This window comes from Microvirga lenta, assembly GCF_020532555.1.
Classification (GTDB): domain Bacteria; phylum Pseudomonadota; class Alphaproteobacteria; order Rhizobiales; family Beijerinckiaceae; genus Microvirga; species Microvirga lenta.
The window spans coordinates 305,002-330,639 of the sequence record NZ_JAJBBR010000004.1; the positions used below are offsets into that span (position 1 = coordinate 305,002).

Genomic DNA, 25,638 nt, shown 5'->3' on the forward strand with positions numbered 1-25,638 from the left:
CCCGGCGGAGCCGGGCTTTTCTCGTTCGCGGCCTTCGGGCAGGCGGCTCAGTAGCGGTAGTGATCCGGCTTGAAGGGACCCTTCTCGGCTACGCCGATGTAGTCCGCCTGCTCCTTGGAGAGCTTGGTGAGCTTCACGCCGATCTTCTCGAGGTGCAGCGAGGCGACCTTCTCGTCCAGGTGCTTGGGCAGGGTGTAGACCTTGCGCTCGTACTTGCCCGGGTTGGTCCAGAGCTCGATCTGGGCCAGCGTCTGGTTGGTGAACGAGGCCGACATCACGAAGGACGGGTGACCCATGGCGTTGCCGAGGTTCACGAGGCGGCCTTCCGACAGCAGGATGATGCGGTGACCGTCGGGGAACTCGATCTCGTCGACCTGCGGCTTGATGTTGTTCCACTTCAGGTTCTTGAGGCCCGCGACCTGGATCTCGTTGTCGAAGTGGCCGATGTTGCAGACGATGGCCCGGTCCTTCATCGCCCGCATGTGGTCGATGGTGATCACGTCCTTGTTGCCGGTGGCGGTGACGAAGATGTCGGCGCGGGGAGCCGCGTCCTCCATGGTCGTGACCTCATAGCCTTCCATGGCGGCCTGGAGCGCGCAGATCGGGTCGACCTCCGACACCAGAACGCGGCAGCCGGCCTGGCGGAGCGAGGCGGCGGAGCCCTTGCCCACGTCGCCGAAGCCGGCGACCATGGCGACCTTGCCGGCCATCATCACGTCCGTGCCGCGGCGGATGCCGTCGACCAGCGACTCGCGGCAGCCGTAGAGGTTGTCGAACTTCGACTTGGTGACCGAGTCGTTGACGTTGATGGCCGGGAAGAGGAGCTTGCCCTCCTTGGCCATGATGTAGAGGCGGTGCACGCCCGTGGTGGTCTCCTCCGAGACGCCTTTGATCGAGGCGGCGAGCTCGGCGAACCAGCCCTTCGGCTTCTCCTTGAGGAGGCGCTTGATGAGGGCGAACAGGACCTCTTCCTCTTCCGCGCCCGGCTTGTCCAGGAAGGCCACGTCGCCCTGCTCGGCGCGCAGGCCGAGATGCACCAGCATGGTGGCGTCGCCGCCGTCGTCGAGGATCATGTTGGGCACGCCGCCGCCATGCCAGTCGAAGAGCTTGGCGGTGTAGTCCCAGTACTCGGTGAGGGTTTCGCCCTTATAGGCGAAGACCGGGATGCCGGCGGCCGCAATCGCCGCGGCGGCGTGGTCCTGGGTGGAATAGATGTTGCACGACACCCAGCGGATATCGGCGCCGAGCGCCTTGAGGGTCTCGATCAGGACCGCGGTCTGGATGGTCATGTGGAGCGAGCCGGCGATCCGGGCGCCCTTCAGGGGCTGCTTCGGGCCGTATTCCTCGCGGACGGCCATGAGGCCCGGCATCTCGGTCTCGGCGATCGAGATCTCCTTGCGGCCGAAATCGGCGAGGCCGATGTCCTTGACGATGTAGTCCTGCGCGTCGTTCGCGCTCTTCAAAGCGGCTTGGCTCATGATGTCTCTCTTGCGCCTTTGGTGAATTGGCGCCGTGTCTATCAGAGACCGGACAGAGAGGCAATCAAGATATAAAGATGTCTTTATATGTCGGCGAAGCTACTCGTCCTCGCCGAACCTGTTGGCCAGAAGATCGTCGATGGCCTGCAGGCAGGCCTCCGCGTCCTCGCCCTTGGCCGTGACGGTGATCGAGGTGCCCTGGGCGGCCGCGAGGGTCAGAAGGCCCATGATCGAGCGGCCGCCGACCGTCTCGCCGCACCGGGTCACGGTCACGTCGGCGTCGAAGCGCTCCACGGTCTGGACGAACTTGGCCGAAGCGCGGGCGTGGAGACCGCGGCGGTTGATGATCCGGATCTCGCGGGCAAGCACCCCGTCCGGCAGGATGACTGGAGGGCAGTCCTCGTCGTCGACGCGGTCCATGCGGTCACTTCCCCGACAGGACGCGCGAGGCGACGTTGATGTATTTCCGTCCGGCCTCCTGCGCATGGGAGACGGCATCCGCCAGGGACTCCTCGTCCCGGACGCTGGCGAGCTTGATCAGCATGGGCAGGTTGATCCCGGCGACCACCTCGACCGAGTTGCCGTTCATGCAGGACAGGGCCAGGTTCGAGGGCGTGCCCCCGAACATGTCCGTCAGAACCACCACCCCCTGGCCCGAGTTGACCCGACACACGGCGGCCATGATGTCCTTGCGCCGTGTCTCCATGTCGTCGTCGGGGCCGATCGTGATCGTTTCGAGCTGCTCTTGAGGCCCCACCACATGCTCTAGCGCCGCTTTGAATTCCGTCGCGAGCTGCCCGTGGGTGACGAGCACCATTCCAATCATATTGTTACAGGTCCGAACGCTCCCCTGAGCGGAGCCGCTATTTTGTGCACTGCGAAGCCAAGCGCAAGAGCAATGAGAGGAAAAGTTCATCACAGTGTCACGACCGTGTCGCAAACACCACTCAGCCGGGCGAGAGCAATGTCGGTCGAAAATGCCCTGGTTCGCATGTGAACACGAGGCACCATGACGCCGCAGAGCCGGACCTGTCCATCCTGCTCTTCGGGATGACGCGGCGGATCATCCGAAAGATCGGCGACGAGGCGGACGACGGCGGCGGGCTCGAAGGACTGCCGGACGATCCCGACCCCGCGGATCTCGATGCATCCGGCGATGGGCGCCACGGCAAAGGCGAGGAGGCGGCCGTGTCGCGCCTCGAGGCGGGTCCGGTCGTCGCTGACGAGGCGGCAGAACCGTCCCGCCCGGCCGCCATGAAACAGGATCTCGCGGGCGAACGAGGACTTGCCGGCGCCGGAGGCGCCCCGGATCAGGAGCCCGGCCTCGCCCACGACGACGCAGCAGGCATGGATCGTCTCGCTGCCGGTCAAGGAGCCGTCATCCTTTCTGGCTGGCGATCGGGAGGCGGATGATGAAGCGGGCGCCGAGGCGGCGCGGCTCCCCCGTTTCCTCGTCGAGCGGGCCGGGGCGGTTCTCCGCCCGGATCGTCCCGCGGTGAGCCTCCACGATCTGGCGCGAGATGGACAGGCCCAGCCCCGAATTCTGGCCGAAGCCCTGTTCGGGCCGGTCCGTGTAGAAGCGCTCGAAGATCCGGTCGAGGGCGTGGGGCTCGATGCCCGGGCCGCTGTCCTCCACCACGATCTCCACATCCGCCTTTCGCCGCCGCAGGGACACCCGCACCGGCTGGTCCGGGGGCGAGAAGGAGCGGGCATTGTCGATGAGGTTGTTGAAGACCTGCCCCAGGCGGCTGTCGTGACCGAGAACGAGAAAGGCGTCGCGGCCCTTGGGGTGCTTCTCGATCCTCAGATCGATGATCGGATCGTTCTCGCGCTTGCGCTCGTTGGCGACCGACACCACCGCGTCGAGAAGCCGGGCCATGTCGACCGGTTCGGCGTCGGCGCGCGCCAGCTCCGCATCGAGGCGGGAGGCGTCCGAGATGTCGCTGATGAGCCGGTCCAGGCGCTTCACGTCGTGCTGGATGATCGACATGAGGCGCAGGCGGGACTCGTCGTTGCGGGCGAGCGGCAGGGTTTCCACGGCGCTGCGCAGGGAGGTGAGAGGGTTCTTGAGCTCGTGCGCCACGTCGGCGGCGAAGCTCTCGATGGCGTCGATGCGGTTGTAGAGCGCCTTCGTCATGTCGCGCAGCGCCCCCGAGAGGTGGCCGATCTCGTCGGAGCGGGCGGTGAAATCCGGGATCTCCTGGCGGGACTTGGTGCCCCATCTCACCCGTTCCGCCGCTTCGGCCAGCCGCCGGACCGGCCCGGCGATGGCGCCCGCGAGGAAGAGCGAGAGGACGATCATCACCACCGCCGCCACCAGGAAGACCTGGAGCAGGGCGAAACGCTCGGAGGCGATGATGGCGTCGATGTCCCCTTCCTGGGTCGAGAGCAGCAGCACTCCCTGGACCGTGCGGAAGCGCTGGATCGGCACCGCCACCGAAACGATGGTCTCGCCCCGGGCGTTCACGCGCACGTCGTTGGCCTGCTTGCCGGCGAAGGCCTGCTGCACCTCGGGCAGGGTCTTGCCGTTGGCGGGGCCGGGCTCCTCCTGGACCGGGCGCCGCTTGCGCCGGAACAGATTGCGCAGCGAGTTCCAGGTGCGCTCGATGAAGCTCGTGGTGTCCTCGGTGGCCGCCACCGGCGGCAGGTCCCGGCGCAGGATGTCGCCGCGGGAATAGAAGGTGCGGGAATCGAGGAGGAGGAAGCCCTCCCGGTCGAAGATGCGCGCGCGGGTCTGGGTCGGCGTGACGAGCCGGCGCAGCAGGGGCGCCACCCGCTCGGGATTGATGGAGAATTCGAGCGAGGAGAGATATTCGTCGCTGAAGCGCTCGGTCTCGCCCGCCTGCATCTGCAGCAGCCGGTCGGGGTCGATCGCGATGGTGTTCGTGTCCACCGTCGCCGAGCTGGCGATGGCGCCCGCGATGATCTCGCCCTGGATGAGCAGGCTCTGCACCCGCGCCTCGATGAGGCCCTCGCGGAACTGGTTGAGGTAGAGAAAGCCGACGAGCAGCGCGACGAGGCCGGCGAGATTGAGCACGACGATCCGTCGCGTCAGGCTCGACGACGCGCGCTGCACGAGCATCCGGCCGAACTGCCGAAGCTGTGCCAGGGCCCCACGGGGGGCTGGCGGGTCTTCGGCCGCAGCCTCGGCGTGGATGGGATCAGCCTTCATGCCACTCATTCAGGACGCCTCGGCGTCAGGCTTCCTTGAAGCGGTAGCCGACGCCGTAGAGGGTCTCGATCATTTCGAAATTCTGGTCAACCATCTTGAACTTCTTGCGCAGGCGCTTGATGTGGCTGTCGATGGTGCGGTCGTCCACGTAGACCTGGTCGTCATAGGCCGCGTCCATGAGGGCGTTGCGGCTCTTCACGACGCCCGGGCGGGTGGCGAGCGCCTGCAGGATCAGGAATTCGGTCACCGTCAGGGTCACCGGCTCGCCCTTCCAGGTGCAGGCATGGCGCTCCGGGTCCATCTTCAGCTGCCCGCGCTCAAGCGCCTTAGCGTCGGTTTCCCGCGGGGCGGCTTGATCCTTGGGGGCGAAGCGTCGCAGCACGGCTTTGACCCGCTCCACCAGGAGACGCTGCGAGAACGGTTTGCGGATGAAGTCGTCGGCGCCCATTTTGAGGCCGAACAGCTCGTCGATCTCCTCGTCCTTCGAGGTCAGGAAGATCACCGGCAGATCGGACTTCTGGCGCAGGCGGCGCAGGAGCTCCATTCCGTCCATGCGCGGCATCTTGATGTCGAAGATCGCGAGATCCGGCGGGGCATGCTTCAAGCCGTCGAGGGCGGATGCGCCGTCGGTATAGGTCTGAATGCGATAACCTTCCGCCTCCAGGGCGATGGAGACGGATGTCAGGATGTTGCGATCGTCATCGACAAGGGCGATCGTTGGCATGAACTCTTCCTTGTTATACGCGAATGGCCGTTGCCGGCACGCTCACTCCGGTGGGCCTCCCGCCTGACAACGCAGGAGGCACCAAAACGTGCCCAACTGCGTCTTTCTCATGGCATAAATAAGGTCCCCTCGTGGGAGTGCCAGGGGCCCCGGTCCCGCGGGCAAGTTTAGGCGCCCTCCCACAACCGGAGATGAACGCCGCCGGAGGCTGGGTTTCTCTTCCCAAGGCGGGCCGGAGAGCCGCCAATACCCCGCAAAAGCGGGCGAATTTCGTCTGGACGGCGCGAAAACGGCCTAGCCTGGGACAAAATAGAATGCGATGGAACGTGGTTAGTTGACGGTGACGCCGGCTAACCTCACCATCGCTGCGACAGGCGGTACGGCGAAAGGGTTGCAGCGGCGACGCTTGAACAAGAACAGTATAGCGCCATTTCTGGGCAGGAAACAGGGCCGTCCAATGGCCGACCATCAGGAGAAGTCTTCAGTGGAAACTATCGGCGTCTTCAACAGCGCGCAGGGGGCCGAGACCTCCGGCTTCCGGAACCTCAAGCGGGTCTTTTGGAACCTCGAGGCGCCCGCGCTCTACGAGCAGTCCCTGACCCGCGGCGAGACCAAGGTCGTCCAGGGCGGAGCGCTGTTGGCCGAGACCGGCGTTCATACCGGCCGCTCCCCCAAGGACAAGTTCGTGGTGCGCGACGCCACGACGGAAGGAACGGTCTGGTGGGAGAACAACGGCTCGATCACCCCCGAGCAATTCGAGACCCTGTACAAGGACTTCATGGCCCATGCCGAGGGCAAGGAGCTTTTCGCGCAGGATCTCTACGGCGGCGCCGATCCGAGCTACCGGGTCCGGGCGCGGGTGTTCACCGAGTTCGCGTGGCACTCCCTGTTCATCCGCAACCTTCTGATCCGTCCCGACCGGGGCGATCTGAAGAGCTTCGCGCCGGACCTTACCATCATCGACCTGCCGTCCTTCAAGGCCGACCCGGCCCGGCACGGCTGCCGCACCGAGACGGTGATCGCCTGCGACTTCACCCGCAAGATCGTCCTCATCGGCGGCACCTCCTATGCCGGCGAGATGAAGAAGTCGGTCTTCACCTACCTGAACTTCGTGCTGCCGCCGCAGAACGTGATGCCGATGCACTGCTCCGCCAATGTGGGCAATGCCAATGACGTGGCCGTGTTCTTCGGCCTCTCCGGCACGGGCAAGACCACCCTCTCGGCCGATCCGAACCGCATCCTGCTCGGCGACGACGAGCACGGCTGGGGCCCGAACGGCGTCTTCAACTTCGAGGGCGGCTGCTACGCCAAGACCATCCGCCTGTCCCGCGAGGCGGAGCCGGAAATCTTCGCCACCACCGAGCGCTTCGGCACGGTGCTGGAGAACGTGGCGATCGATCCGATCACGCGCATTCCCGATTTCGACGATGCGTCGAAGACGGAGAACACGCGCTGCGCCTATCCGCTCGACTTCATCCCCAATGCGAGCGCGACCGGCCGGGCCGGCATCCCGAAGAACATCGTGATGCTGACCTGCGACGCCTTCGGCGTGCTGCCTCCCATCGCCAAGCTCACGCCGGCGGAAGCCATGTACCACTTCCTCTCCGGCTACACGGCGAAGGTCGCCGGAACGGAGAAGGGCGTGAAGGATCCGGAAGCCACCTTCTCCACCTGCTTCGGTGCGCCCTTCATGCCGCGCCACCCCTCGGTCTACGGCAACCTGCTGCGCGACCTCATCGCCAAGCATTCGGTGGATTGCTGGCTCGTCAACACCGGCTGGACCGGCGGCAAGTACGGCGTCGGCCGGCGCATGCCGATCCGCGTCACGCGCCGCCTGCTGACGGCGGCCCTCGACGGCTCGCTCTCCCGCGCCGATTTCCGCCGCGATCCCTATTTCGGTTTCGCGGTGCCCACCTCGGTGCCGGGCGTCGAGCCGCACATCCTGTATCCGGTCAAGACCTGGCAGAACAAGGCGGAGTTCGCCGAGACGGCCAAGCGCCTCATCGACATGTTCAACGAGAACTTCAAGCGCTTCGAGGGGCACGTGGATTCCGACGTGCGTTCCGCGGCGCCGCAGACGTCGATTGCGGCCTGACATCCTTTTCGATCTGTCCTAACAAACGGCGGCCTTCGGGCCGCCGTTTTGCATGGGGGACTGGACATGGATGCTCTTGTCGTCGGAGCCGGGGTCGTCGGATTGGCCGTTGCGCGCGCCCTGGCCCAGCGCGGCCATGGGGTGATCGTGGCGGAGGCCACGGGCGGGATCGGCAACGGCGTGTCCTCGCGCAACAGCGAGGTGATCCATGCCGGCATGTACTATCCGACCGACTCCCTGCGCGCCCGCCACTGCGTCAACGGCCGGCGCCTGCTCTACGCCTTCTGCGAGAGCCACGGCGTGCCCCATGCCAGATGCGGCAAGCTCATCGTGGCGACGAACGATCTCGAACAGGCGAAGATCGAGGGAATCTACGAGCAGGGCATCGCCAACGGCGTGGAAGGTCTGTCGTTCCTGACCGCCGCCGAGGCGCAGGCCCTCGAGCCCAATCTGTCCTGCACCGGCGCCGTTCTCTCGGCCGAGACCGGCATCGTCGACAGCCATTCCCTCATGCTGGCGCTCCAGGGCGATCTGGAGGCGGAGGGCGGCGCCATCGCCTTCAACACGCCCGTGGAGCACATCGCGCGCACGGCCTCCGGGTGGGATGTGCGGATCGGCGGCGCCGAGGCCGACACGCTGACCTTCGACGCCGTCGTCAACGCGGCGGGGCTGGGCGCCCAGGCCCTCGCCCGTGCCACCGACGGCTACCCCCAGGAACGGGTGCCGCCGCTCGTGCTCGCCAAGGGCAATTACTTCGGCTGCCTCGGCAAACCCGCCTTCTCGCGGCTGATCTATCCGGCGCCCGTGGACGGGGGACTGGGCACCCACGTCACGCTCGATCTCAACGGGCGCATGCGCTTCGGCCCCGATGTGGAATGGGTCGAGCGGGAGGTCTACGAGGTGGACCCGCAGCGGGCGGAAAGCTTCTACGCCTCGATCCGCCGCTACTGGCCCGGCCTGCCCGACGGGGCGCTGGTGCCGGATTATTCCGGCATCCGGCCCAAGCTCACCGGCCCGGGCGAGAAGGCCGCCGATTTCATGATCGACGGACCGGCCGAGCACGGACTGCCCGGTCTCGTCCAGTTGTTCGGCATCGAGAGCCCTGGCCTGACGTCGAGCCTGTCGCTCGCCGAGGACGTTGCAGCAAGGGTTTTATGAGCGAATCATGTGGAGCGCGCTTAACACGTTCTAAGCTCCTGCATCATGCCCGAGAACGGGGGCATGATGTGGAGTGAATTGCACGCACTAATCTGCCCTAAGGCTGAAAGGACAGAGGTATGCGTATTAAAATCGGAAATCTTTTCGAGGCAGAGGGCACAGGACGTTTTGAAGCCGTATGCCTCCTGTTGATCGTTATTTTTGTAATCGCCCTGCCCCTCATCCTTCGAAGTCTGGCCATCAAGGCGTAGCGCTCTTTCCCTCCCCCTTGTGGGGAGGGCCAGGGTGGGGGTGTGGGCGCCGGACCCTCATAGGCTATCGCTCACACCCCCACCTCCAACTCCTCCCCACAAGGGGGAGGAGGGTTGCCCGCGCTTGACGAGCAGACGTTCAGAAGAACAGCAGCGTCACCAGCACGAAAGTGGGGACCAGGATCAGGCCCGACCACACGATGTAGCCGAAGAAGCTCGGCATCTTCACGCCGCCCTGCCGGGCGATGGCATAGACCATGAAGTTCGGGGCGTTGCCGATATAGGAATTGGCGCCCATGAACACGGCGCCCGCCGAGATGGCGGCCAGCGTCACCGCCGCCTGCGTCATCAGCACCTGAGGGTCGCCGCCCGCGAGTTCGAAGAAGACGAGGTAGGTGGGCGCATTGTCCAGGAACGAGGACAAGCCGCCCGTGAGCCAGAAATAGGCCGCATGGTTGGCGCTGCCGTCCGGGTTCGATACCAGGGCGACGAGAGGCGCGAACGCGCCCTCGCTGCCGGCCTTGAGCATGGCGAGCACGGGAATGATGGTGACGAAGATCCCGGCGAAGAGTTTCGCCACCTCCTCGATCGGGCCCCAGGAGAAACCGTTGTCGATGCGGTTGCCCTTCGGCGTGAGCTTGAGGGAGATGACGGTGACGGCCACCATGACGAGATCGCGTAGGACATTGGCGAGTTCGACCTCGGTGCCGAGCACCGTCGCCCGGCCGAGATCGACCGTCGCGCTCATGAGGATGGCGCTGATGATGACGAAGATCAGGAAGAAATTGATCCCGCCTGTGATCCTCACCGGCGTGTCCGGCGTCGGGTCCGGCTTGATGCGGCCCTCCTTCCGGTAGAGGTACGTATCGAACAGGAAGAAGAGGCCGAGCAGGAGGGCGGCGGCGAAGAGCGTCTCCAGCAGGAGATGCGTGGTCGTCCAGAAGAAGTCGACGCCGCGCAGGAAGCCCAGGAAGAGGGGCGGGTCGCCCAGCGGCGTGAGCGAGCCGCCGATGTTCGAAACCAGGAAGATGAAGAACACGATCACGTGCACGTTGTGCAGGCGGTCGTCGTTCGCGCGCATGACGGGGCGGATCATCACCATGGAGGCGCCCGTGGTGCCGATGAAGCTGGCCAGCACCGTGCCGATCCCGAGCAGCATCGTGTTGGTGCCCGGCGCCCCGTGGATGTTGCCGCGCACCAGGATGCCGCCGGCCACGGTGAACAGGGCGAGGAGCAGCAGGATGAAGGGGATGTATTCGAGGAGCGCCGTGTGGACGAGGGCGTGGAGCGCCGTCGCCGGGCCCAGGATCAGGGCCATCGGCGCGAGGACGAGCACGCCCCACAGGGCCGCGATCTTGCCGTGGTGATGCTCCCAGGCATGAGGCGCCAGAAGCGGGAAGAGCGCGATGGAGAGAAGAATGCCCGCGAAGGGCAGGGACCAGAGGAGGCTTAAGGACCGCCCGTCGAGCTCGGCGGCCGACGCGGCCTCCGGCAGCAGCAGCAGAGCGGCGCCGAGCGCCAGGCGGAGAGCGCGAGACATGCGGTGAAACCCCCGTCGTCCGGTTGGACGTGTTCTGTCGTGTTTTGCCAAGCTTTACGGGCAGGCGGGCGGGGCCGCAACAGCAGGTTCGTTAACCGGCTGTTCACCATGAGGGAAGGATAGTAAAACAAGGTTGCACAGGGCGCCCGAGACGCCGGGGGGACGAACATCGATGTGCCGCTTTCTTGCCTATCGGGGAGAGCCGATCTTCCTCGCCGATCTCGTCTGCGCTCCGGCCCATTCCCTGGTCCATCAATCCCTGCACGCGGTCGAGGCCAAGACCGGCACCAACGGCGACGGCTTCGGCATCGGCTGGTATGGGGAGCGCCCGGAACCGGGGGTCTATCGGGAGGTCCGCCCCGCCTGGTCGGACGAGAACCTGCGGAGCCTGTGCGAGCAGGTTCGTTCGAGCCTCTTCTTCGCCCATGTGCGGGCCTCCACCGGCACCTCGACCACCCGGGCCAACTGCCATCCCTTCGCGCATGGACGACATCTGTTCATGCACAACGGCCAGATCGGCGGCTATGGCCGGATCAAGCGCCGCCTCGAGGCCCTGATCCCGGACGAGCTCTACGACGGACGCCTCGGCACCACGGATTCGGAGGCGATCTTCCTCGCCGCCCTCGCCAACGGCCTGAAGGATGACCCCATCGCCGCCATGGCCCGCACGCTCAAGCAGGTGCGGGGCCTCATGGAGGAGGCGGAGATCGAGGAGCCCCTGCGCTTCACCGCCGCCCTCACCGACGGCGAGAGCCTGTGGGCCTTCCGCTGGGCCTGCGACGGCAAGCCCCCGACCCTCTATTACCGCGAGGAGAACGGCGGCCTTCTGGTCGTGTCCGAGCCCATCGACAGCAAGGAGAAGGGCTGGCGGGAGGTGCCGAAAGGCTGCACCCTCGTGGCCCGCGCCGGTGGCGGCGTCGGCGTTCAGTGCCTGAACGAGGCCATGGGACGCCTGGCAGCCTGAGGCCGCCTTACCCGTCGAGCTCCGGATAACACCGGAAGATCCCGTCCTCGTTGAACGGGATGCGGCGCGAACTCTTCAGATAGGCCTTGATCCGCGGTCTCTCGGCGACCGCATGACGAAGCGCGGCGACGCGTGGCGCATCCGCAAGCGCGCGCTCCATGGCCTTCGGGAAGGCGTAGGACAGCCCCTCCACCACCTGGAACAGGGACAGGTCCGCATAGGTGAGGGACGCGCCCACGAGGTGCCGGTCGCCGGCCAGGTTGCGCGCGAGGATGCCCTCGCACCAGCCGAGGAATTTCGGGATGCGGCTGTCGCGGAAATCGGCCGCCCGGCGCAGGGCCTCCTCCTTCTGGTCCTCGTAGTAGAGGTTGACGCTCACCGGATGGTGGGTGTCGTGCGCCTCCGCCACGAGATCCGACAGGGTGAGCTGGATCTGCTGCGTCCACAGGCCCCCGGCCGGATCCTTCGGGGCGAGCCCGTGCCGCGCCCCGAGATAGAGCAGGATCGCGGCCGTCTGGCCGATGACGAGATCGCCGTCCTTGAGAAAAGGCGGCGCGAAGGGCGGGTGCGCCGCCTCCTCCAGCATCCGCATCATGGCCGGGACGCCGTCCGGCCCCCGAGCCACATCGACGTAATCCGCACCCGCCTCCTCCAGCGCCAGCCGCACGAACTCGCCGCGTCCCTGAATCGTGGGCCAGTAGTAGAGTTCGTAAGGCATAGGGGGCTCCCGTCGTTCAGCGGTACAGGCCTAAGACTTAGGAGGCACAGCGGCGATGGCCACCTATCCTGCGAGATCCTTTTGCAGGGCTCCGATGATCTGCTCCATCACGCGCAAGAAAGCCTTTCGTGCGACGGGCGGCAGGTCCGCCAGGGCGACTTCGTTCACGGCTTTGGCCGCCTCCGTTGCAGGAGCCTCCAGAGCGCGCGCCTTCTTCGTGAGATAGATGCACTGGGCCCGCCCGTCCTGCGGATGGGCTTTCCGCTCGATCAGGCCGTCACGCTCCATACGGGTCAGGGTGTTGGCGATGGTCGCCTGCTCCAAGTCGAGACGCTCCACCAACTGCTTTTGAGTCAACCCCTCCTCGCTCCATAGCTGGAGCAGAATGGGAAACTGCCCTGTGCTCAGCCCGAGCGGCCTGATGCGTTCGGTCAGCGCCGCCGCGAACAGGCGGGCCATGTGATTGACCACGTACCCGGCCGATTGGTCTTTGTCGAAACTCATTCCGTATCCTGCAGAGTCGATGCTTCTTAGCTTGTATAGGAAGCTATTCAATGATATATAGCATGCTATATAAATAGGAGGCTTCCATGGGTCTGAGACAAATCATCGTTCCGGCCATGCTCGCGGCAGCACTTCCCGGCGCTGGCCGGGCAGAGCAGATTCTCAGCCTTTCCGATGCGCAGAAAAGCGACGGGACGAGTTTCGCGGAGCAGCTTCGCTCCGCACCGACCGGACAGATCGTGCTGCTCAACACGTTCCTGGTGCCGGAAGGGGAGGCCGAGGCTTTCCGGCAGGGCTGGGCCAGGGCGGCCGAGGTCCTGCGGCGCCAGCCCGGGTTCGTCTCGACGACGCTTCATCGGCCGGTGGGCGGCGCCCGTCTCTGGGTGAACCATGCCGTCTGGGAAAGTGCCTCCGCCTTCATGGCCGCTTTGGCCTCACCCGACTTCAAGGCGGCCGCCGCGTCGATGAGACAGACCGGGTTCCGCCGCCTCTATCAGGCCGAGCGGACGCTGCGTTCTGCCCGCTGATCGAGGAGCGCAGTCATGACTCTCAAGAGCACATCGGATCGATACGGGACCGTCGCCCTGGCTCTCCATTGGGCAAGCGCCGTTCTGATCCTCATTCTCATCCCCTTAGGCTTCGCCATGCAGGCGGTCCCCGACGGGTTGCGTCCCGGGTTGTACCGGGTCCACGTGGCTTCTGGAATCATGGTCGGCCTTCTGACCCTTGTCCGGCTCGTGTGGTGGCGAGCCTTCGACCTCATGTCGCGGCCAGGGCAGGCCGATGCTTCCGTTCAGCACCGCCTGGCGCGTTTGGTTCATGCCGGGTTCTACGGGGTGGTCCTCGCGCTGACGGTCAGCGGCGTCGGCTTGATCGTGAGGAGCGGTCTGGCACCCATGCTGGCCGCGGGGGATCTGTCGTCCATGTCCGATCTGATGCGACAGCCGCCCCGACTTGCGCACGGCTTCATGGCGCGCCTCCTGCTCGCTCTTCTCGTCCTGCACATCGCAGGCGCGCTCTACCACCACTGGATCAGGCGCGACGGCGTGCTTGGCAGAATGCTGCCCCTCAATGCGCCTCGTCCCAGTTCTGCGCGGCGCGGGCTTCCACGGCGAGCGGCACCTTGAGGGATACGGCCGGGAACGGGGCTTCCGTCATGACGCGGGAGATCACGGGCAGCGTGGCCTCCACCTCCTCGTCGGGAGCCTCGAAAACCAGTTCGTCGTGCACCTGCAGCAGCATCCGGGCGGAGAGGCGCTCGGCCCGCAGCGCGTCTTCCATGCGCACCATGGCGCGGCGGATGATGTCGGCGGCGGTGCCCTGGATCGGGGCGTTGATCGCCTGGCGCTCCACGCCCGCACGCTCGGACGGATTGCCCGACTTGATCTGGGGGTAATGGCAGACGCGGCCGAACAGCGTCGTCACGTAGCCCTTGTCGCGGCAGAACTTCTTGGTCTCGTCGATATAGGTGCGGATGCCCGGGAAGCGCTCGAAATACTGCTTGATGAAGGCGGCGGCCTCGTTGTTCGGAATGCCGAGGCGGACCGCGAGGCCGAAGGCCGAGATGCCGTAGATGATACCGAAATTGATGGTCTTGGCCTGACGGCGCAGATCCGGGTTCATCCGGTCGAGGGGCACCCCGAACATGGCCGACGCGGTCGCCGCGTGAATGTCGATGCCCTGCGCGAACGCCTCCTGCAATTGCGGGATGTCGGCGATATGCGCGAGGAGCCGCAGCTCGATCTGGCTGTAGTCGGCCGAGATGATCTTGTGCCCGGGCGGCGCCACAAAGGCCTGACGGATCTTGCGGCCGGCTTCCGTGCGGATCGGGATGTTCTGCAGGTTCGGGTCGGACGAGGACAGGCGTCCCGTGGTCGTCGCGGCCAGCGAGAACGAGGTGTGCACCCGCTTGGTGTCCGGGTGCATGTGCTCCTGCAGGGTGTCGGTGTAGGTCGATTTGAGCTTGGCGAGCTGGCGCCATTCGAGGATCTTCGCGGGCAGCTCGTGGCCGGCCTGGGCCAGCTCGTCGAGAAGGGTCGCTGGCGTCGCCCATTGGCCGGACGGGGTCTTCTTCGCGCCGGGCAGGCCCATCTTGCCGAACAGGATGTCGCCGATCTGCTTCGGCGAGCCGAGGGCGAACTTTTCGCCCGCCATCTCGTGGATCTCATCCTCGAGCCGCGCGAGCGTCTGGGAGAAGTCGCCCGAGAGGCGGCTCAGGATCTGCCGGTCGACCAGGATGCCGCGCATCTCCATGCGCGCCACCACGTCGATCATGGGGCGCTCCAGGGTCTCGTAGACCGTCGCGCGGTGCTCGGCGGCGAGGCGCGGCTTCAGCATCTGCCACAGGCGCAGCGTGATGTCGGCGTCCTCGGCCGCGTAGGCGGTGGCCTTGGCGATCTCGACCCTGTCGAAGCTCACCTTGCTGCGGCCCGTGCCGGCCACGTCGGAGAAGCTGATGGGGGAATGGCCGAGATGGCGGCGCGAGAGCTCGTCCATCCCGTGCGGGCCCTTGCCCGCATCGAGCACGTAGGAGATCAGCATCGTGTCGTCGTAGGGCCGCACGTCGATGCCGTAGCGCTTGAAGACGATCCAGTCGTATTTCAGGTTCTGCCCGATCTTGAGAACGGACGGATCCTCCAGGAGCGGACGGATGGCATCGAGGGCGTCGGTGACCGGAATCTGGCCCGGCACGAGCCCGCCGCCGAACAGGTCCGAATCGCCCCGGTGCTGGAGCGGCACGTAGCAGGCCCGGCCCGCCTCGACCGCGAGCGAGAAGCCGACCAGATCGGCCAGATTGGCGTCGAGTGCGCTCGTTTCCGTGTCGACCGCGACAAACCCCTTCTCGCGGGCCTCCACGACCCATTCCTTCAGGCGCTCAAGGCTCGTGACGGTCTCGTAGGCCTGCACGTCGACGGCCTGCGAGGAGGCTTCCGTCGCGCGCTTCGCGGCCAGCTGCGAGGGCGTGCCGAGCCCTTCCACGGGCTTGCGCCGCGCGGTCTCCGGCAGGTCGAGCCCGGCGAAGGGATCGACGTCTCCCGCGACGGCGCCGCCCTCGAAAGGAACCTCGGTCTCGGCGGGACCAGGGCCGCCGAGGCGCTCCCAGCGGATGGCCTCGCCGCCGGGCATCAGGCGCGGGTCGGGCTCCACGGCGGTCGGATCGGCGTCGTAGATCTCGGCCACCCGTCGCGTGAGCGTGTTGAACTCCATCGCCTTCAGGAAGCCGATCAGGGTTTTCGGGTCGGGCTCGGGCAGGCGCAGCTCGTCGAGCGAAACGGGGAGCGGCGCGGCGCAGTCGAGGGTCACGAGCTTCTTGGAGAGCCGGGCCGACTCGGCGTTGTTGATCAGCGTTTCGCGGCGCTTGGGCTGCTTGATCTCAGGCGCCCGCTCCAGGAGCGTTTCGAGGTCGCCGAATTCCTTGATGAGCTGGGCGGCGGTCTTCAGGCCGATGCCGGGCACGCCCGGCACGTTGTCGGAGGTGTCGCCCATGAGGGCCAGCACGTCGCCGATCTTTTCCGGGGGAATGCCCTCCCAGCGCTCCGTGACGGCGGCTTCGTCCAGGTTCCGCTCGGGCCGGTAGCCGGGCTTGCCCTTCGAGCCCGATTCGAAATCGTAGAAGCAGACCAGCGGCCCGACCAACTGCATCAGGTCCTTGTCGGAGGAGACGATCAGCACGTTGGCGCCGCGGGCCTTGGCCTCCTGGGTATAGGTGGCGATGAGATCGTCGGCCTCGTAGCGCTCCTGCTCGATGGGCTCCAGGCCGAAGGCGCGAATCGCCTCGCGCATCAGGGGCATCTGCACCTTGAGGTCGTCGGGCGCATCCGGGCGGTGGCCCTTGTAGTCCTCGTAGAGCTCCTTGCGGAACGAGCCCTCCGACTTGTCGAGCACGATGGCGAGGTGGGTCGGCATCAGGCCGGCGGCGCCGTCGCGGACGAATTGCAGGAGCTTGGACACGAAGAGGCGCACGGCGCCCGTCGGCATCCCGTCCGAGATGCGGGAATTGTACTTCGAGTCCTGGTTCATGGACTGGAAGTAGGCCCGGTAGATGAAGGACGAGCCGTCGACGAGGAAAACGTGGTCGCCGGCTTGGACGGGACGGGAGGAAGCCATGGGTCTCGTTCGTGCGGAAATGATCCCGCAAGAGATAGTGGTTTCGGGCCCCGATGGCTATGGCTGCGGCCGGCTTATGCAGCCCTCAAGCGCGCGAGATCCAGATCGAGCTCCCGCAGGGCCTGCATGACCACGCCTTCCGTCAGGAGGTCCATGGAGGATTCCACCACCTGGATCGTGGCGAGCGCCCGCAATTCGGGGATCGTCTGCGATTCGAGGGCGGCCTCGAAGGAGGGGCGCAGGAGGTCCATGGCCCGGGTGCCGGGGCCGCAGATCACGATGTGGTCCGGCTCCAGGGTCTGGATCAGGATCCCGACCGCGTCCCCGAGGACCTCGCCGGCCTCGCGGAAGAGGTTGGCGAGGGCGGGGTGGCCCGCACGGGCCTGAGCCACGATGGCGTCCATGGCGTCCTCGCCGGGGATCAGCACGGTCGGGGCCGGGCGGTGGTCGATGAGCTGCGCGTCCCGGTGCAGGGCATAGTCGGCCAGGAACGCCTCGATGCAGCCGCGCCCGCCGCAGCGGCATTGCGGGCCGCTCCGGCGCAGGCGCACGTGGCCGAACTCGCTGCCGCCGAAGCGGGCGCCGCGATAGAGCTCGCCCTGGATGAGAAACCCTAAGCCCACGCCGTCGCCGACCATGAGGCAGGCCGTGCGCCCCGAGCGCAGCTCCGAATGGCGCTGGGCGATGGCGAAGGCCATGGCGCTGGCATCGTTCTCGATCAGCACCGGCTTCCCGAGGCGCCGGTTCAGGCCCGAGGCCAGCGGCAGGTCTCGGGCGCCGAGAACCGGGCTCCAGGCCACGATGCCGTCGCGGGTGTCCACATAGCCTTGGCAGGCAAGGCCCACGGCCTTCAGGTTCGGCGCGTTCGTGTCCCGCGCGAAGGCCGCGATGGCCTCCGCCAGCACGTCCATGAGCTCCTCGGCTTCGAGGTTGCGAAGAGGGTGCTCGATATGGCGGCTGGCGCGGTTGCGGCCCGCGCTGTCCACCAGGCGCAGCTCGATCCGGTTGAAGCCGGTCCAGACGCCGATCACCGAGCCGAGGGTGTCGGCGAAATAGAGGCGCACCTTCGGGCGTCCGCGGATGAGGCCCGCCGATTCGCCGGTCTCTTCCGTCACCAGGATGCCTTCGTCGACGAGGCTCGCCGTGAGCTCGGAGACGCTCGCCGGGCTCATCCCCAGCTGCTGGCCGATCTCGACCCGCGCCATGGGCCCTTCCCGGCGCAGCGTGTCGAGCAGACGACGCCGGGCGGCCTCGCGGGGGGTGAGCGGGTTCATCGACATGGCCCCTTATTTGTTCATCTAGCGAATAAAACACCTCTTCGTAAAAAGGGTATCAGACCAATGGATGAGGAAAGGGCCGCTTGATGGGGCTTCGGTTCGGGATAATTATTTCCGGGCTCGAAAATAAGAAAGCATGGCGGTGCGACCGAGCGCGTTCGCCCTCAGGGTGATGACCCGCCATAGCAAACGGCTTTCGAGGAATGCCGCCCAGGAGGAATTCATGTTGTTCAAGAAGCACGCCCTGATCAGCCTTGCCGCCCTCGCCCTGTCCACGACTGCCGTCTTCGCGCAGGGGAAGGGCCCGGTCGTCGGCGTCAGCTGGTCCAACTTCCAGGAAGAGCGCTGGAAGACCGACGAGGCCGCCATCAAGGCCGCGGTCGAGAAGGCCGGCGGCACCTACGTGTCCGCCGATGCGCAATCCTCGCCCGCCAAGCAGCTCACCGATATCGAGAGCCTCATCGCCCGCGGCGCCCAGGCCCTGATCGTCCTGGCGCAGGACGCGGATGCGGTCCGTCCGGCCGTCGAGAAGGCGGTGGCCGAAGGCATTCCGGTGGTGGGCTACGACCGCCTCATCGAGATCCCGCAGGCCTTCTATCTCACCTTCGACAACGTCGAGGTCGGCCGTCTCCAGGCCCGCGAGGTCATGAAGGTGAAGCCCGAGGGCAACTACGTCTTCATCAAGGGATCGGGCTCGGATCCGAACGCCAACTTCCTGTTCCAGGGCTCGATGGAAGTGCTCAAGCCCGCCATGGATGCCGGCAAGATCAAGAATGTGGGCGAGGCCTATACCGACGGCTGGCTTCCCGCCAACGCGCAGCGGAACATGGAGCAGTTCCTGACCAAGAACAACAACAAGGTCGACGCGGTGGTCGCCGCCAATGACGGCACCGCCGGCGGCGCCATCGCGGCGCTCGCGGCCCAGGGCCTGGCCGGCTCCGTGCCGGTCTCCGGCCAGGATGCCGACAAGGCGGCCCTCAACCGGGTGGCGCTCGGCACCCAGACCGTCTCCGTGTTCAAGGATGCCCGCGAGCTCGGCCGCAACGCGGCGGAAATCGCCGTCCAGCTCGCCAACGGCAAGAAGCTGAACGAGATCCAGGGCGCCACGACCTGGAACCAGGGTCCCAAGAAGCAGAACATGACCGCCCTGTTCCTCAAGCCGATCGCGATCACGAAGGACAATCTCAACGTGGTCATCGACGCAGGCTGGGTCACGAAGGACGTGGTCTGCCAGGGCGTGAAGCCGGGCACCGCGAAGGTCTGCGACTGACCTTTCCCGTCATCCGGAGGCGGTCCGTAAGGGCCGTCTCCCGAAGGGCTGGAGGCACGGCAGGTCCGGCAACACGACCTCCCATGACGAGCCGATCTCTCCTTGTTGTGCCGATAGCTTCCGGGCCCGCCATGCGGGCCCGGAATGACTTCCAACGATCCGAGGGCCTGCCATGACTGCTCCCAGCGCGACGGCCGCGCCGTCCCACGGCGCCACATCCGCCTCGTTCCTGTCGAAGCTCGAGATCGACGTTCGCATGCTCGGCATGCTGGCGGCGCTCGGCGTGATCTGGATCGGGTTCGACATCCTGTCCGGCGGCCTGTTCCTGACCCCGCGCAACCTCTGGAACCTCTCGGTTCAGACCGCGTCCATCGCCGTCATGTCGACCGGCATGGTGCTGGTCATCGTCACCCGCAACATCGACCTGTCGGTGGGCGCCATTCTCGGCGTCGTCGGCATGATCATCGGCGTGCTGCAGGTGCAATGGCTGCCCGCCTGGCTCGGCTTCGAGCACTGGCTCACGGCGCCCATCGCCGTGGTTGCCGCCGTTCTCGTGGGGGGCGCCATCGGCCTGTTCCAGGGCTGGCTCATCGCCTATCTGGCTATCCCGTCCTTCATCGTCACCCTCGGCGGCCTGCTCATCTGGCGCGGCGCCGCCTGGTGGGTCACCACGGGCCAGACCGTGGCGCCGATGGACACCCGCTTCAAGGCTCTCGGCGGCGGCGTGGAAGGGGCGCTCGGCGCCACCGCCACCTGGATCATCGCCGCCGTGGCCTGCGGTCTCATCGTCGTGGCGCTCGGTCTCTCCCGCCGCCGGCGCGTGCGTTTCGGCTTCCCCGTCCGTCCCGCCTGGGGCGACGCGGTGATCGCCGCCTTCGCGTGCGGGGCGGTTCTGATCGCGGCGGCCATCGCCAATGCCTATCCGCTGCCGGTGGGAATCGCGCGCCGCTGGGCCGAGGCGAACGGCATCGCCTGGCCGGAGGGCGGGTTGTCCATTCCTCACGGCATCGCCCTGCCGGTGCTGATCGCCATCATCGTCGGCTTGGGAATGACCTTCCTGGCCCGGCGCCTGCGCTTCGGCCGCTATGTCTTCGCCATCGGCGGCAACCCCGAGGCGGCGGAACTGTCCGGCATCAACACCCGCTGGACCCTCATGAAGGTGTTCGGCCTCATGGGCCTGCTGTGCGGCATCTCCGCCTGCATCTCGACCGCCCGCCTGAACGCCGCGACCAACGCCGCAGGCTCGCTGGACGAGCTCTACGTCATCGCTTCGGCCGTCATCGGCGGCACGTCGCTCGCAGGCGGCGTCGGCACCATCGCGGGCGCCATGCTGGGCGCCCTCGTCATGCAGTCCCTGCAATCGGGCATGGTGCTGCTCGGGGTCGATACGCCCCTTCAGAACATCGTCGTCGGCGCCGTGCTGGTGCTGGCGGTCTTCGTCGACGGCCTCTACCGCCGCCGCATCAAGTAAGGGAGAGCGCCATGCAAGCGAACGGCACAACGCCCCTGGTCGAGATGCGCGACATCTCCATCGCCTTCGGGGGGATCAAGGCGGTCGACGGCGTCTCCGTCGATCTGCGCCCCGGCGAGGTGGTGGGGCTCCTCGGCCACAACGGCGCCGGCAAATCGACCCTCATCAAGATCCTGTCCGGCGCCTACCGGCCGGATGCGGGCGAGATCTACGTGAACGGCGAGAAGGCCGATATCGGAACTCCGCGCGACGCCAAGCGCTACGGCATCGAGACGATCTACCAGACCCTCGCGCTCGCGGACAACATCGATGCGGCCGGAAACATCTTCCTCGGCCGCGAGGTGCTGACGCCCTACGGCACCCTCGACGACGCCACCATGGAGGCGGAGACCCGCAAGGTGATGGCGCGCCTCAACCCGCATTTCCGCCGCTTCAAGGAGCCCGTGAAGGCCCTCTCCGGCGGCCAGCGCCAGTCGGTGGCGATCGCCCGCGCGATCTACTTCAACGCCCGCGTGCTGATCATGGACGAGCCGACCGCGGCCCTCGGGCCCGCAGAGACGCAGCAGGTGGCCGATCTCGTGCTGCAGCTCAAGAAGGAAGGCATCGGCATCTTCCTCATCAGCCACGACATTCACGACGTGTTCGGCCTCGCGGACCGGGTGAGCGTGATGAAGAACGGCAGGCTCGTCGGTTCGGCGAACGTTGCGGACGTGACCCAGGACGAGGTGCTGGGCATGATCATCCTCGGGAAATGTCCGCCCGGCGCCGTTCCCGGCCCCGGCGCGAGCTGACGACGAACAACCAAGGAAGCGAGACTTCATGACCCAGACTGTTTACGGCTCCCTGAAGGGCAAGACCGTCCTCATCACCGGCGGCGCCAGCGGCATCGGCGAGAGCATCGCCCAGGCCTTCCACGCCCAGGGAAGCAAGGTCGCCATTCTCGACTACAACGCGGAGGCCGGTCAGGACCTCGCAAAGCGTCTGGGCGAGCGTGTGCATTTCGAGCACAACGACGTGCGCGACATCCCGGCCCTGCAGGCCGCCATCCGCCGTGCCAGCGAGGCGCTGGGGCCGGTCACCATTCTCGTCAACAACGCCGCGCGCGACGACCGGCACACCATCGACCAGGTCACGCCCGAATACTGGCGCGAACGCTTCGCCACCAATCTCGACCACCAGTTCTTCGCGTCCCAGGCGGTGCTGCCCGACATGGAGAAGGTCGGCGGCGGCTCGATCATCAACATGGGCTCGACCAGCTACATGGTGAGCAACGACTCGTTCGCCGCGTACAAGACCGCCAAATCCGCCGTGGTGGGCCTCACCCGCGCCCTGGCCCGGGAGCTGGGCGACCGCAACATCCGCGTGAACTGCATCGTGCCGGGCTGGATCATGACCCAGCGCCAGATCGACATGTGGCTCACGCCGGAGGGGGAGGAGGAGCTCATGAAGCGCCAATGCGTGAAGCGCCGCCTCGTGCCGCAGGACATTGCCAATTTCGCCCTGTTCCTCGGCTCGGACGATTCCACCGCCATGTCGGCCCAGACCTATCTGGTGGACGGCGGCTGGGTGTAGGACATCCCACCGGCACCTGTAGCTTCTGTCGCTCGCCTCGGCCCGGGACATGATCGCCGGGGCGCCGCGGCCCGCAACGAAAAGCGGCCCAGGGTTGCCCCTGGACCGCCTCCGTCGTTGCCTCGATGTCGTCGGGGCTTACTCGGCCGCCTGGATCATGACGGCGCCCTTCAGGCCCATCCGGTCGGCGACGCCAAGGCCGTAGGCCTTGTCGGCCAGGTAGAAGTGCACGATCTGGCGCTTCACGATCTCCACCGGTACGCCCTGCATCGCCTCGGCGATGTTGTCCATCAGACGGCCCTGCTCCTCGGGCGTCATCAGGCGGAACAGGTCGCCCGGCTGCTTGTAGTCGTCGTTGCCGGCGCGATGGTCGTAGCGGTCCGCGTCGCCCGAGATCTTGAGCGGCGGCTCCACGGCGCGCGGGCTCTGCACCGGGCCGTTGAAGGAGTTCGGCTCGTAATAGGCGTCACCCCGGTTGGGCACGTCGAACAGCATGGCGCCGTCGGCATGGTAATGGTGCACGGGGCAGCGCGGCCGGTTCACCGGCAGGGCCTCGTAATGGGTGCCGACGCGGTAGCGGTGGGCGTCCGCATAGGCGAAGAGGCGGCCCTGCAGCATCCTGTCGGGCGAGAAGCCGATGCCCGGCACGATGTTGGACGGTGAGAACGAGGACTGCTCCACCTCGGCGAAGTAGTGCGCGGCGTTGCGGTTCAGCTCGAGAACGCCGACCTCGATCAGCGGGTAGTCTGCGTGCGGCCACACCTTTGTCACGTCGAACGGGTTGTAGGGGGTCTTTTCCGCGTCGGTCTCGGGCATGATCTGGACGCAGAACTTCCAGCGCGGGAAGTCCCCGTTCTCGATCGCCTCGTAGAGGTCCCGCTGGGCGCTCTCGCGGTCCTTGGCGATCACCGCCTCGGCCTCGCGGTTCGACCAGGTCTTGATGCCCTGCATCGACTTGAAGTGGAACTTGACCCAGAAACGCTCGCCGGCCTCGTTGATGAACGAGTAGGTGTGCGAGCCGAAGCCGTGCATGTAACGGTAGCCCTGCGGCAGGCCACGGTCCGAGAACAGGATCGTCACCTGGTGCAGCGTCTCCGGGCTGAGCGACCAGAAGTCCCACATGGCGGTGGCCGAGCGCAGGTTCGTCGCGGGGTGGCGCTTCTGCGTGCGGATGAAGTCGGGGAACTTCACCGGGTCGCGCACGAAGAACACGGGCGTGTTGTTGCCGACGATGTCCCAGTTGCCTTCTTCCGTGTAGACCTTGAGGGCGAAGCCGCGCACGTCGCGCTCGGCGTCGGCCGCGCCGCGCTCGCCGGCCACGGTCGAGAAGCGCAGGAACACTTCCGTCTGCTTGCCGATCTCGGAGAACACCTTCGCCTTGGAATAGCGGGTGATGTCGTTGGTGATGGTGAGCGTGCCATAGGCCGCAGAGCCCTTGGCGTGCACCACGCGCTCCGGAATGCGCTCGCGGTTCTGGTGCGCGAGCTTCTCGATGAGCTGGTAGTCCTGGAGGAGCAGCGGACCGCGCGGGCCGGCCGAAAGGCTGTTCTGGTTGTCGGGGATCGGCGCTCCGGCCGTGGTCGTCATTGTCGTGCTTTTGGTCATGGTCCTCTCCAAAGCTTGTCTGGAACATGCCTAAACTGGCCGATCAGGTCCAATCGCTTTGCATGTGAGGAGAGATAAGTTATTCTTATCAGCATGGTCACGTTCCGGCAGCTCCGCTATTTCGAAACCTTGTCCCGCACCCGCCATTTCGGCATGGCGGCGAGTCAATGCGCCGTCACGCAGCCCGCTCTGTCCATGCAGGTGAAGGAGCTCGAACAGGAGCTCGGCATCAAGCTCGTCGAGCGCCGGGGCAACGCCGTGGCGCTCACCGTCGCAGGGCAGGAGATCGCCGCCCGGGCGGAGGCGATCCTGAACCAGGTTCGAGAGCTCACCGATTATGCGCGCCAGCAATGCGGCGTGCTCACCGGGACCCTGCGGCTCGGCATCATCCCGTCCGTGGCGCCCTATCTGCTTCCGAGCCTCCTCGGCGGAGTCGAGGCGAGCTACCCGTCCCTCGATCTTCTCGTCCGCGAGACGCAGACCGACACGCTCATCGAGGAGCTCATCCGCGGCGATCTCGATGCGGCCCTGCTGGCCCTGCCCGTGTCGCCCTCCCAGCTCGACACCCTGGAGCTGTTCGACGACCGGTTCCTGATCGCGGTGCAGGCGCAGACTGCGCGGGGTTGGACGCCGGACAACCTGCATGCGCGCATGATGCGCGAGCGTCTGCTGCTGCTGGAGGAGGGACATTGCCTGCGCGATCAGGCGCTGCAGTTCTGCCAGGTCGCGAACGTCCAGGCGCGCAAGGCGCTGGGGGCGGCCTCGCTCACCACCATCATGCAGATGGTCGCCGCCGGCCATGGAATCACGCTTCTCCCCGAACTCTGCGCGGAGGCCGAGGTCGACCGGCAGCGGATCGCCCTGATCCAGTTTCCCGACGAGCCGCCCAAGCGCACCATCGGCCTCGCCTGGCGGCGCACCTCCGGGCGCAAGGCGGATTTCGCGGCGCTCGGCGAACTCATCAGGGCGATCCGCACGAAAGATGCGGCCGGTGCCAAACCCGCGAAGCCCGCAGACGTTGACTGAAAGCTGCCGGCATCGGCCGGCCGACGACGGAGAACACGAATGCCGGCGGACGCCACCCTCCGAATCCTGGTCTGGAGCGACTATGTCTGCCCGTTCTGCTATCTCGAGCGGCCGGTTCTCGATCAGGTCAGAAGCGAGCTGGGTGAGAAGGTGGAGATCGATTGGCGCGCCTTCGAGCTGCGGCCGGAGCCGACGCCCACGCTCGATCCCGATGGCGAGTATCTTCACCGGGTCTGGAACCAGTCGGTCTATCCCATGGCGCAGGCGCGCGGGATGAGCCTGCGTCTGCCGCCCGTGCAGCCCTACAGCCGCAAGGCTCACGAGGCCGCCGAGTTCGCCCGCGAGGCCGGCAGGCTCGATGCGATGAACGCGGCCCTGTTCAAGGCCTTCTTCGAGGAGGGACGCGACCTTGCCGATCCCGATGTCCTGCTCGACATCGCGCGGTCGGTCGGTCTCGATGCGGATGCCCTGCGCGAAGCGCTCGGCGATGGCCGCTACACCCGGGGCGTCCTGGAGGATCAGCGTCTCGCCCAGGAGATCGGCATCTCCGGCGTCCCGGCGCTCGTCGTCAGCGCGGGGGAGCAGGCTTACCTCCTCAGCGGTGCGCAGCCGTACGAGACGGTCAGGGAGGTGATCGAGCGGGCGCTCGGCAGTGTCGGCGGAGCCGTGGCTCCGCCGACCTGATCGTGACGGAGGCTCGAGGAGA

Annotated in this window: 23 protein-coding genes; 11 read left to right on the top strand and 12 right to left on the bottom strand. The window is 66.5% G+C overall.

Translation table 11 applies throughout. From position 1 onward, the window contains the following. Positions 1–47 precede the first annotated feature (47 nt). From ahcY to LGR44_RS07230, 6 genes are all read right to left on the bottom strand, one after another. The gene (gene ahcY, locus LGR44_RS07205) at positions 48–1,478 is read right to left on the bottom strand and encodes an adenosylhomocysteinase (RefSeq protein WP_226738818.1); all 1,431 of its coding nucleotides are present in this window, start codon (positions 1,476–1,478) and stop codon (positions 48–50) included. Between the two features lie 99 nt (positions 1,479–1,577). Continuing rightward, a complete protein-coding gene (locus LGR44_RS07210) occupies positions 1,578–1,898 on the bottom strand; it encodes an HPr family phosphocarrier protein (protein WP_226738820.1) in 321 nt (106 codons plus the stop codon). Positions 1,899–1,902: 4 nt separating this feature from the next. Continuing rightward, complete coding sequence (locus tag LGR44_RS07215; protein ID WP_226738822.1) at positions 1,903–2,304, bottom strand: PTS sugar transporter subunit IIA; 402 nt, start codon at positions 2,302–2,304, stop codon at positions 1,903–1,905. A gap of 89 nt (positions 2,305–2,393) precedes the next feature. Next, positions 2,394–2,849, bottom strand: a complete 456-nt coding sequence (locus LGR44_RS07220) for an HPr kinase/phosphorylase (RefSeq protein ID WP_226738823.1) — start codon at positions 2,847–2,849, stop codon at positions 2,394–2,396. Between the two features lie 7 nt (positions 2,850–2,856). Then, positions 2,857–4,650 carry a sensor histidine kinase gene (locus tag LGR44_RS07225; protein WP_319004821.1) on the bottom strand — a complete coding sequence of 598 codons (1,794 nt, stop codon included), beginning with the start codon at positions 4,648–4,650 and terminating at the stop codon, positions 2,857–2,859. A gap of 25 nt (positions 4,651–4,675) precedes the next feature. Then, positions 4,676–5,374: a response regulator transcription factor gene (locus LGR44_RS07230; RefSeq protein WP_226738826.1), complete on the bottom strand. Its 699-nt coding sequence runs from the start codon at positions 5,372–5,374 to the stop codon at positions 4,676–4,678. A gap of 484 nt (positions 5,375–5,858) precedes the next feature. Between LGR44_RS07230 and LGR44_RS07235 the strand changes: the two genes are divergently transcribed. Continuing rightward, on the top strand, positions 5,859–7,469 hold the full coding sequence (locus LGR44_RS07235; protein ID WP_226738828.1) for a phosphoenolpyruvate carboxykinase: 1,611 nt from the start codon (positions 5,859–5,861) through the stop codon (positions 7,467–7,469). 66 nt (positions 7,470–7,535) lie between these two features. Then, positions 7,536–8,627 carry an NAD(P)/FAD-dependent oxidoreductase gene (locus tag LGR44_RS07240; RefSeq protein WP_226738830.1) on the top strand — a complete coding sequence of 364 codons (1,092 nt, stop codon included), beginning with the start codon at positions 7,536–7,538 and terminating at the stop codon, positions 8,625–8,627. A 390-nt stretch (positions 8,628–9,017) separates the two neighbouring features. Here the strand turns inward: LGR44_RS07240 and LGR44_RS07245 are convergent, their stop codons facing one another. After that, positions 9,018–10,418 (bottom strand): sodium:proton antiporter, encoded by a 1,401-nt coding sequence (locus LGR44_RS07245; RefSeq protein ID WP_226738832.1) that lies wholly within the window; start codon positions 10,416–10,418, stop codon positions 9,018–9,020. A 172-nt stretch (positions 10,419–10,590) separates the two neighbouring features. Here LGR44_RS07245 and LGR44_RS07250 point away from each other — a divergent pair, with 172 nt between their 5' ends. Next, positions 10,591–11,382, top strand: a complete 792-nt coding sequence (locus LGR44_RS07250) for a class II glutamine amidotransferase (RefSeq protein WP_226738834.1) — start codon at positions 10,591–10,593, stop codon at positions 11,380–11,382. Positions 11,383–11,389: 7 nt separating this feature from the next. Here LGR44_RS07250 and LGR44_RS07255 read toward each other — a convergent pair whose 3' ends face one another. Further along, a complete protein-coding gene (locus LGR44_RS07255; protein ID WP_226738836.1) occupies positions 11,390–12,100 on the bottom strand; it encodes a glutathione S-transferase in 711 nt (236 codons plus the stop codon). 63 nt (positions 12,101–12,163) lie between these two features. Further along, positions 12,164–12,604, bottom strand: coding sequence for a MarR family winged helix-turn-helix transcriptional regulator (locus LGR44_RS07260; RefSeq protein WP_226738838.1), 441 nt, complete (start codon positions 12,602–12,604; stop codon positions 12,164–12,166). 86 nt (positions 12,605–12,690) lie between these two features. Between LGR44_RS07260 and LGR44_RS07265 the strand changes: the two genes are divergently transcribed. After that, on the top strand, positions 12,691–13,131 hold the full coding sequence (locus tag LGR44_RS07265) for an antibiotic biosynthesis monooxygenase family protein (protein ID WP_226738840.1): 441 nt from the start codon (positions 12,691–12,693) through the stop codon (positions 13,129–13,131). Positions 13,132–13,146: 15 nt separating this feature from the next. Then, positions 13,147–13,731 carry a cytochrome b gene (locus tag LGR44_RS07270; protein ID WP_226738843.1) on the top strand — a complete coding sequence of 195 codons (585 nt, stop codon included), beginning with the start codon at positions 13,147–13,149 and terminating at the stop codon, positions 13,729–13,731. Here LGR44_RS07270 and polA read toward each other — a convergent pair. After that, positions 13,673–16,711 carry a DNA polymerase I gene (polA, locus tag LGR44_RS07275; RefSeq protein WP_226738845.1) on the bottom strand — a complete coding sequence of 1,013 codons (3,039 nt, stop codon included), beginning with the start codon at positions 16,709–16,711 and terminating at the stop codon, positions 13,673–13,675. The genes LGR44_RS07270 and polA overlap by 59 nt on opposite strands. Before the next feature lie 74 nt (positions 16,712–16,785). Next, positions 16,786–17,985 carry an ROK family transcriptional regulator gene (locus LGR44_RS07280; protein ID WP_226738847.1) on the bottom strand — a complete coding sequence of 400 codons (1,200 nt, stop codon included), beginning with the start codon at positions 17,983–17,985 and terminating at the stop codon, positions 16,786–16,788. A 226-nt stretch (positions 17,986–18,211) separates the two neighbouring features. Here LGR44_RS07280 and xylF point away from each other — a divergent pair, with 226 nt between their 5' ends. From xylF to LGR44_RS07300, 4 genes are all read left to right on the top strand, one after another. Beyond that, on the top strand, positions 18,212–19,258 hold the full coding sequence (xylF, locus tag LGR44_RS07285; protein ID WP_226738850.1) for a D-xylose ABC transporter substrate-binding protein: 1,047 nt from the start codon (positions 18,212–18,214) through the stop codon (positions 19,256–19,258). Between the two features lie 172 nt (positions 19,259–19,430). Next, complete coding sequence (locus LGR44_RS07290; protein WP_226738852.1) at positions 19,431–20,729, top strand: sugar ABC transporter permease; 1,299 nt, start codon at positions 19,431–19,433, stop codon at positions 20,727–20,729. An 11-nt stretch (positions 20,730–20,740) separates the two neighbouring features. Further along, complete coding sequence (locus LGR44_RS07295) at positions 20,741–21,520, top strand: ATP-binding cassette domain-containing protein (RefSeq protein WP_226738854.1); 780 nt, start codon at positions 20,741–20,743, stop codon at positions 21,518–21,520. A gap of 28 nt (positions 21,521–21,548) precedes the next feature. After that, the gene (locus LGR44_RS07300; protein WP_226738856.1) at positions 21,549–22,301 is read left to right on the top strand and encodes an SDR family NAD(P)-dependent oxidoreductase; all 753 of its coding nucleotides are present in this window, start codon (positions 21,549–21,551) and stop codon (positions 22,299–22,301) included. A gap of 138 nt (positions 22,302–22,439) precedes the next feature. On the opposite strand, the gene LGR44_RS07305 is transcribed toward LGR44_RS07300, so the two are convergent. After that, the gene (locus tag LGR44_RS07305) at positions 22,440–23,906 is read right to left on the bottom strand and encodes a catalase (RefSeq protein WP_226738858.1); all 1,467 of its coding nucleotides are present in this window, start codon (positions 23,904–23,906) and stop codon (positions 22,440–22,442) included. A gap of 93 nt (positions 23,907–23,999) precedes the next feature. Here LGR44_RS07305 and LGR44_RS07310 point away from each other — a divergent pair, with 93 nt between their 5' ends. Continuing rightward, positions 24,000–24,932, top strand: a complete 933-nt coding sequence (locus tag LGR44_RS07310; protein ID WP_226738861.1) for a hydrogen peroxide-inducible genes activator — start codon at positions 24,000–24,002, stop codon at positions 24,930–24,932. A 39-nt stretch (positions 24,933–24,971) separates the two neighbouring features. After that, a complete protein-coding gene (locus LGR44_RS07315; protein ID WP_226738863.1) occupies positions 24,972–25,616 on the top strand; it encodes a DsbA family oxidoreductase in 645 nt (214 codons plus the stop codon). The last annotated feature ends 22 nt before the right edge of the window (positions 25,617–25,638 follow it).

Bases quoted from the DNA above. Each gene is read 5' to 3' on its own strand.
- LGR44_RS07290 (WP_226738852.1), top strand. From the start codon at position 19,431: ATGACTGCTCCCAGCGCGACGGCCGCGCCGTCCCACGGCGCCACATCC.
- polA (WP_226738845.1), bottom strand. From the start codon at position 16,711: ATGGCTTCCTCCCGTCCCGTCCAAGCCGGCGACCACGTTTTCCTCGTC.
- LGR44_RS07280 (WP_226738847.1), bottom strand. From the start codon at position 17,985: ATGAACCCGCTCACCCCCCGCGAGGCCGCCCGGCGTCGTCTGCTCGAC.
- ahcY (WP_226738818.1), bottom strand. From the start codon at position 1,478: ATGAGCCAAGCCGCTTTGAAGAGCGCGAACGACGCGCAGGACTACATC.
- LGR44_RS07245 (WP_226738832.1), bottom strand. From the start codon at position 10,418: ATGTCTCGCGCTCTCCGCCTGGCGCTCGGCGCCGCTCTGCTGCTGCTG.
- LGR44_RS07295 (WP_226738854.1), top strand. From the start codon at position 20,741: ATGCAAGCGAACGGCACAACGCCCCTGGTCGAGATGCGCGACATCTCC.
- LGR44_RS07300 (WP_226738856.1), top strand. From the start codon at position 21,549: ATGACCCAGACTGTTTACGGCTCCCTGAAGGGCAAGACCGTCCTCATC.
- LGR44_RS07250 (WP_226738834.1), top strand. From the start codon at position 10,591: ATGTGCCGCTTTCTTGCCTATCGGGGAGAGCCGATCTTCCTCGCCGAT.
- LGR44_RS07315 (WP_226738863.1), top strand. From the start codon at position 24,972: ATGCCGGCGGACGCCACCCTCCGAATCCTGGTCTGGAGCGACTATGTC.
- LGR44_RS07305 (WP_226738858.1), bottom strand. From the start codon at position 23,906: ATGACCAAAAGCACGACAATGACGACCACGGCCGGAGCGCCGATCCCC.
- LGR44_RS07240 (WP_226738830.1), top strand. From the start codon at position 7,536: ATGGATGCTCTTGTCGTCGGAGCCGGGGTCGTCGGATTGGCCGTTGCG.
- LGR44_RS07230 (WP_226738826.1), bottom strand. From the start codon at position 5,374: ATGCCAACGATCGCCCTTGTCGATGACGATCGCAACATCCTGACATCC.
- LGR44_RS07210 (WP_226738820.1), bottom strand. From the start codon at position 1,898: ATGGACCGCGTCGACGACGAGGACTGCCCTCCAGTCATCCTGCCGGAC.
- LGR44_RS07265 (WP_226738840.1), top strand. From the start codon at position 12,691: ATGGGTCTGAGACAAATCATCGTTCCGGCCATGCTCGCGGCAGCACTT.
- LGR44_RS07260 (WP_226738838.1), bottom strand. From the start codon at position 12,604: ATGAGTTTCGACAAAGACCAATCGGCCGGGTACGTGGTCAATCACATG.
- xylF (WP_226738850.1), top strand. From the start codon at position 18,212: ATGTTGTTCAAGAAGCACGCCCTGATCAGCCTTGCCGCCCTCGCCCTG.
- LGR44_RS07270 (WP_226738843.1), top strand. From the start codon at position 13,147: ATGACTCTCAAGAGCACATCGGATCGATACGGGACCGTCGCCCTGGCT.
- LGR44_RS07255 (WP_226738836.1), bottom strand. From the start codon at position 12,100: ATGCCTTACGAACTCTACTACTGGCCCACGATTCAGGGACGCGGCGAG.
- LGR44_RS07215 (WP_226738822.1), bottom strand. From the start codon at position 2,304: ATGATTGGAATGGTGCTCGTCACCCACGGGCAGCTCGCGACGGAATTC.
- LGR44_RS07310 (WP_226738861.1), top strand. From the start codon at position 24,000: ATGGTCACGTTCCGGCAGCTCCGCTATTTCGAAACCTTGTCCCGCACC.
- LGR44_RS07225 (WP_319004821.1), bottom strand. From the start codon at position 4,650: ATGAAGGCTGATCCCATCCACGCCGAGGCTGCGGCCGAAGACCCGCCA.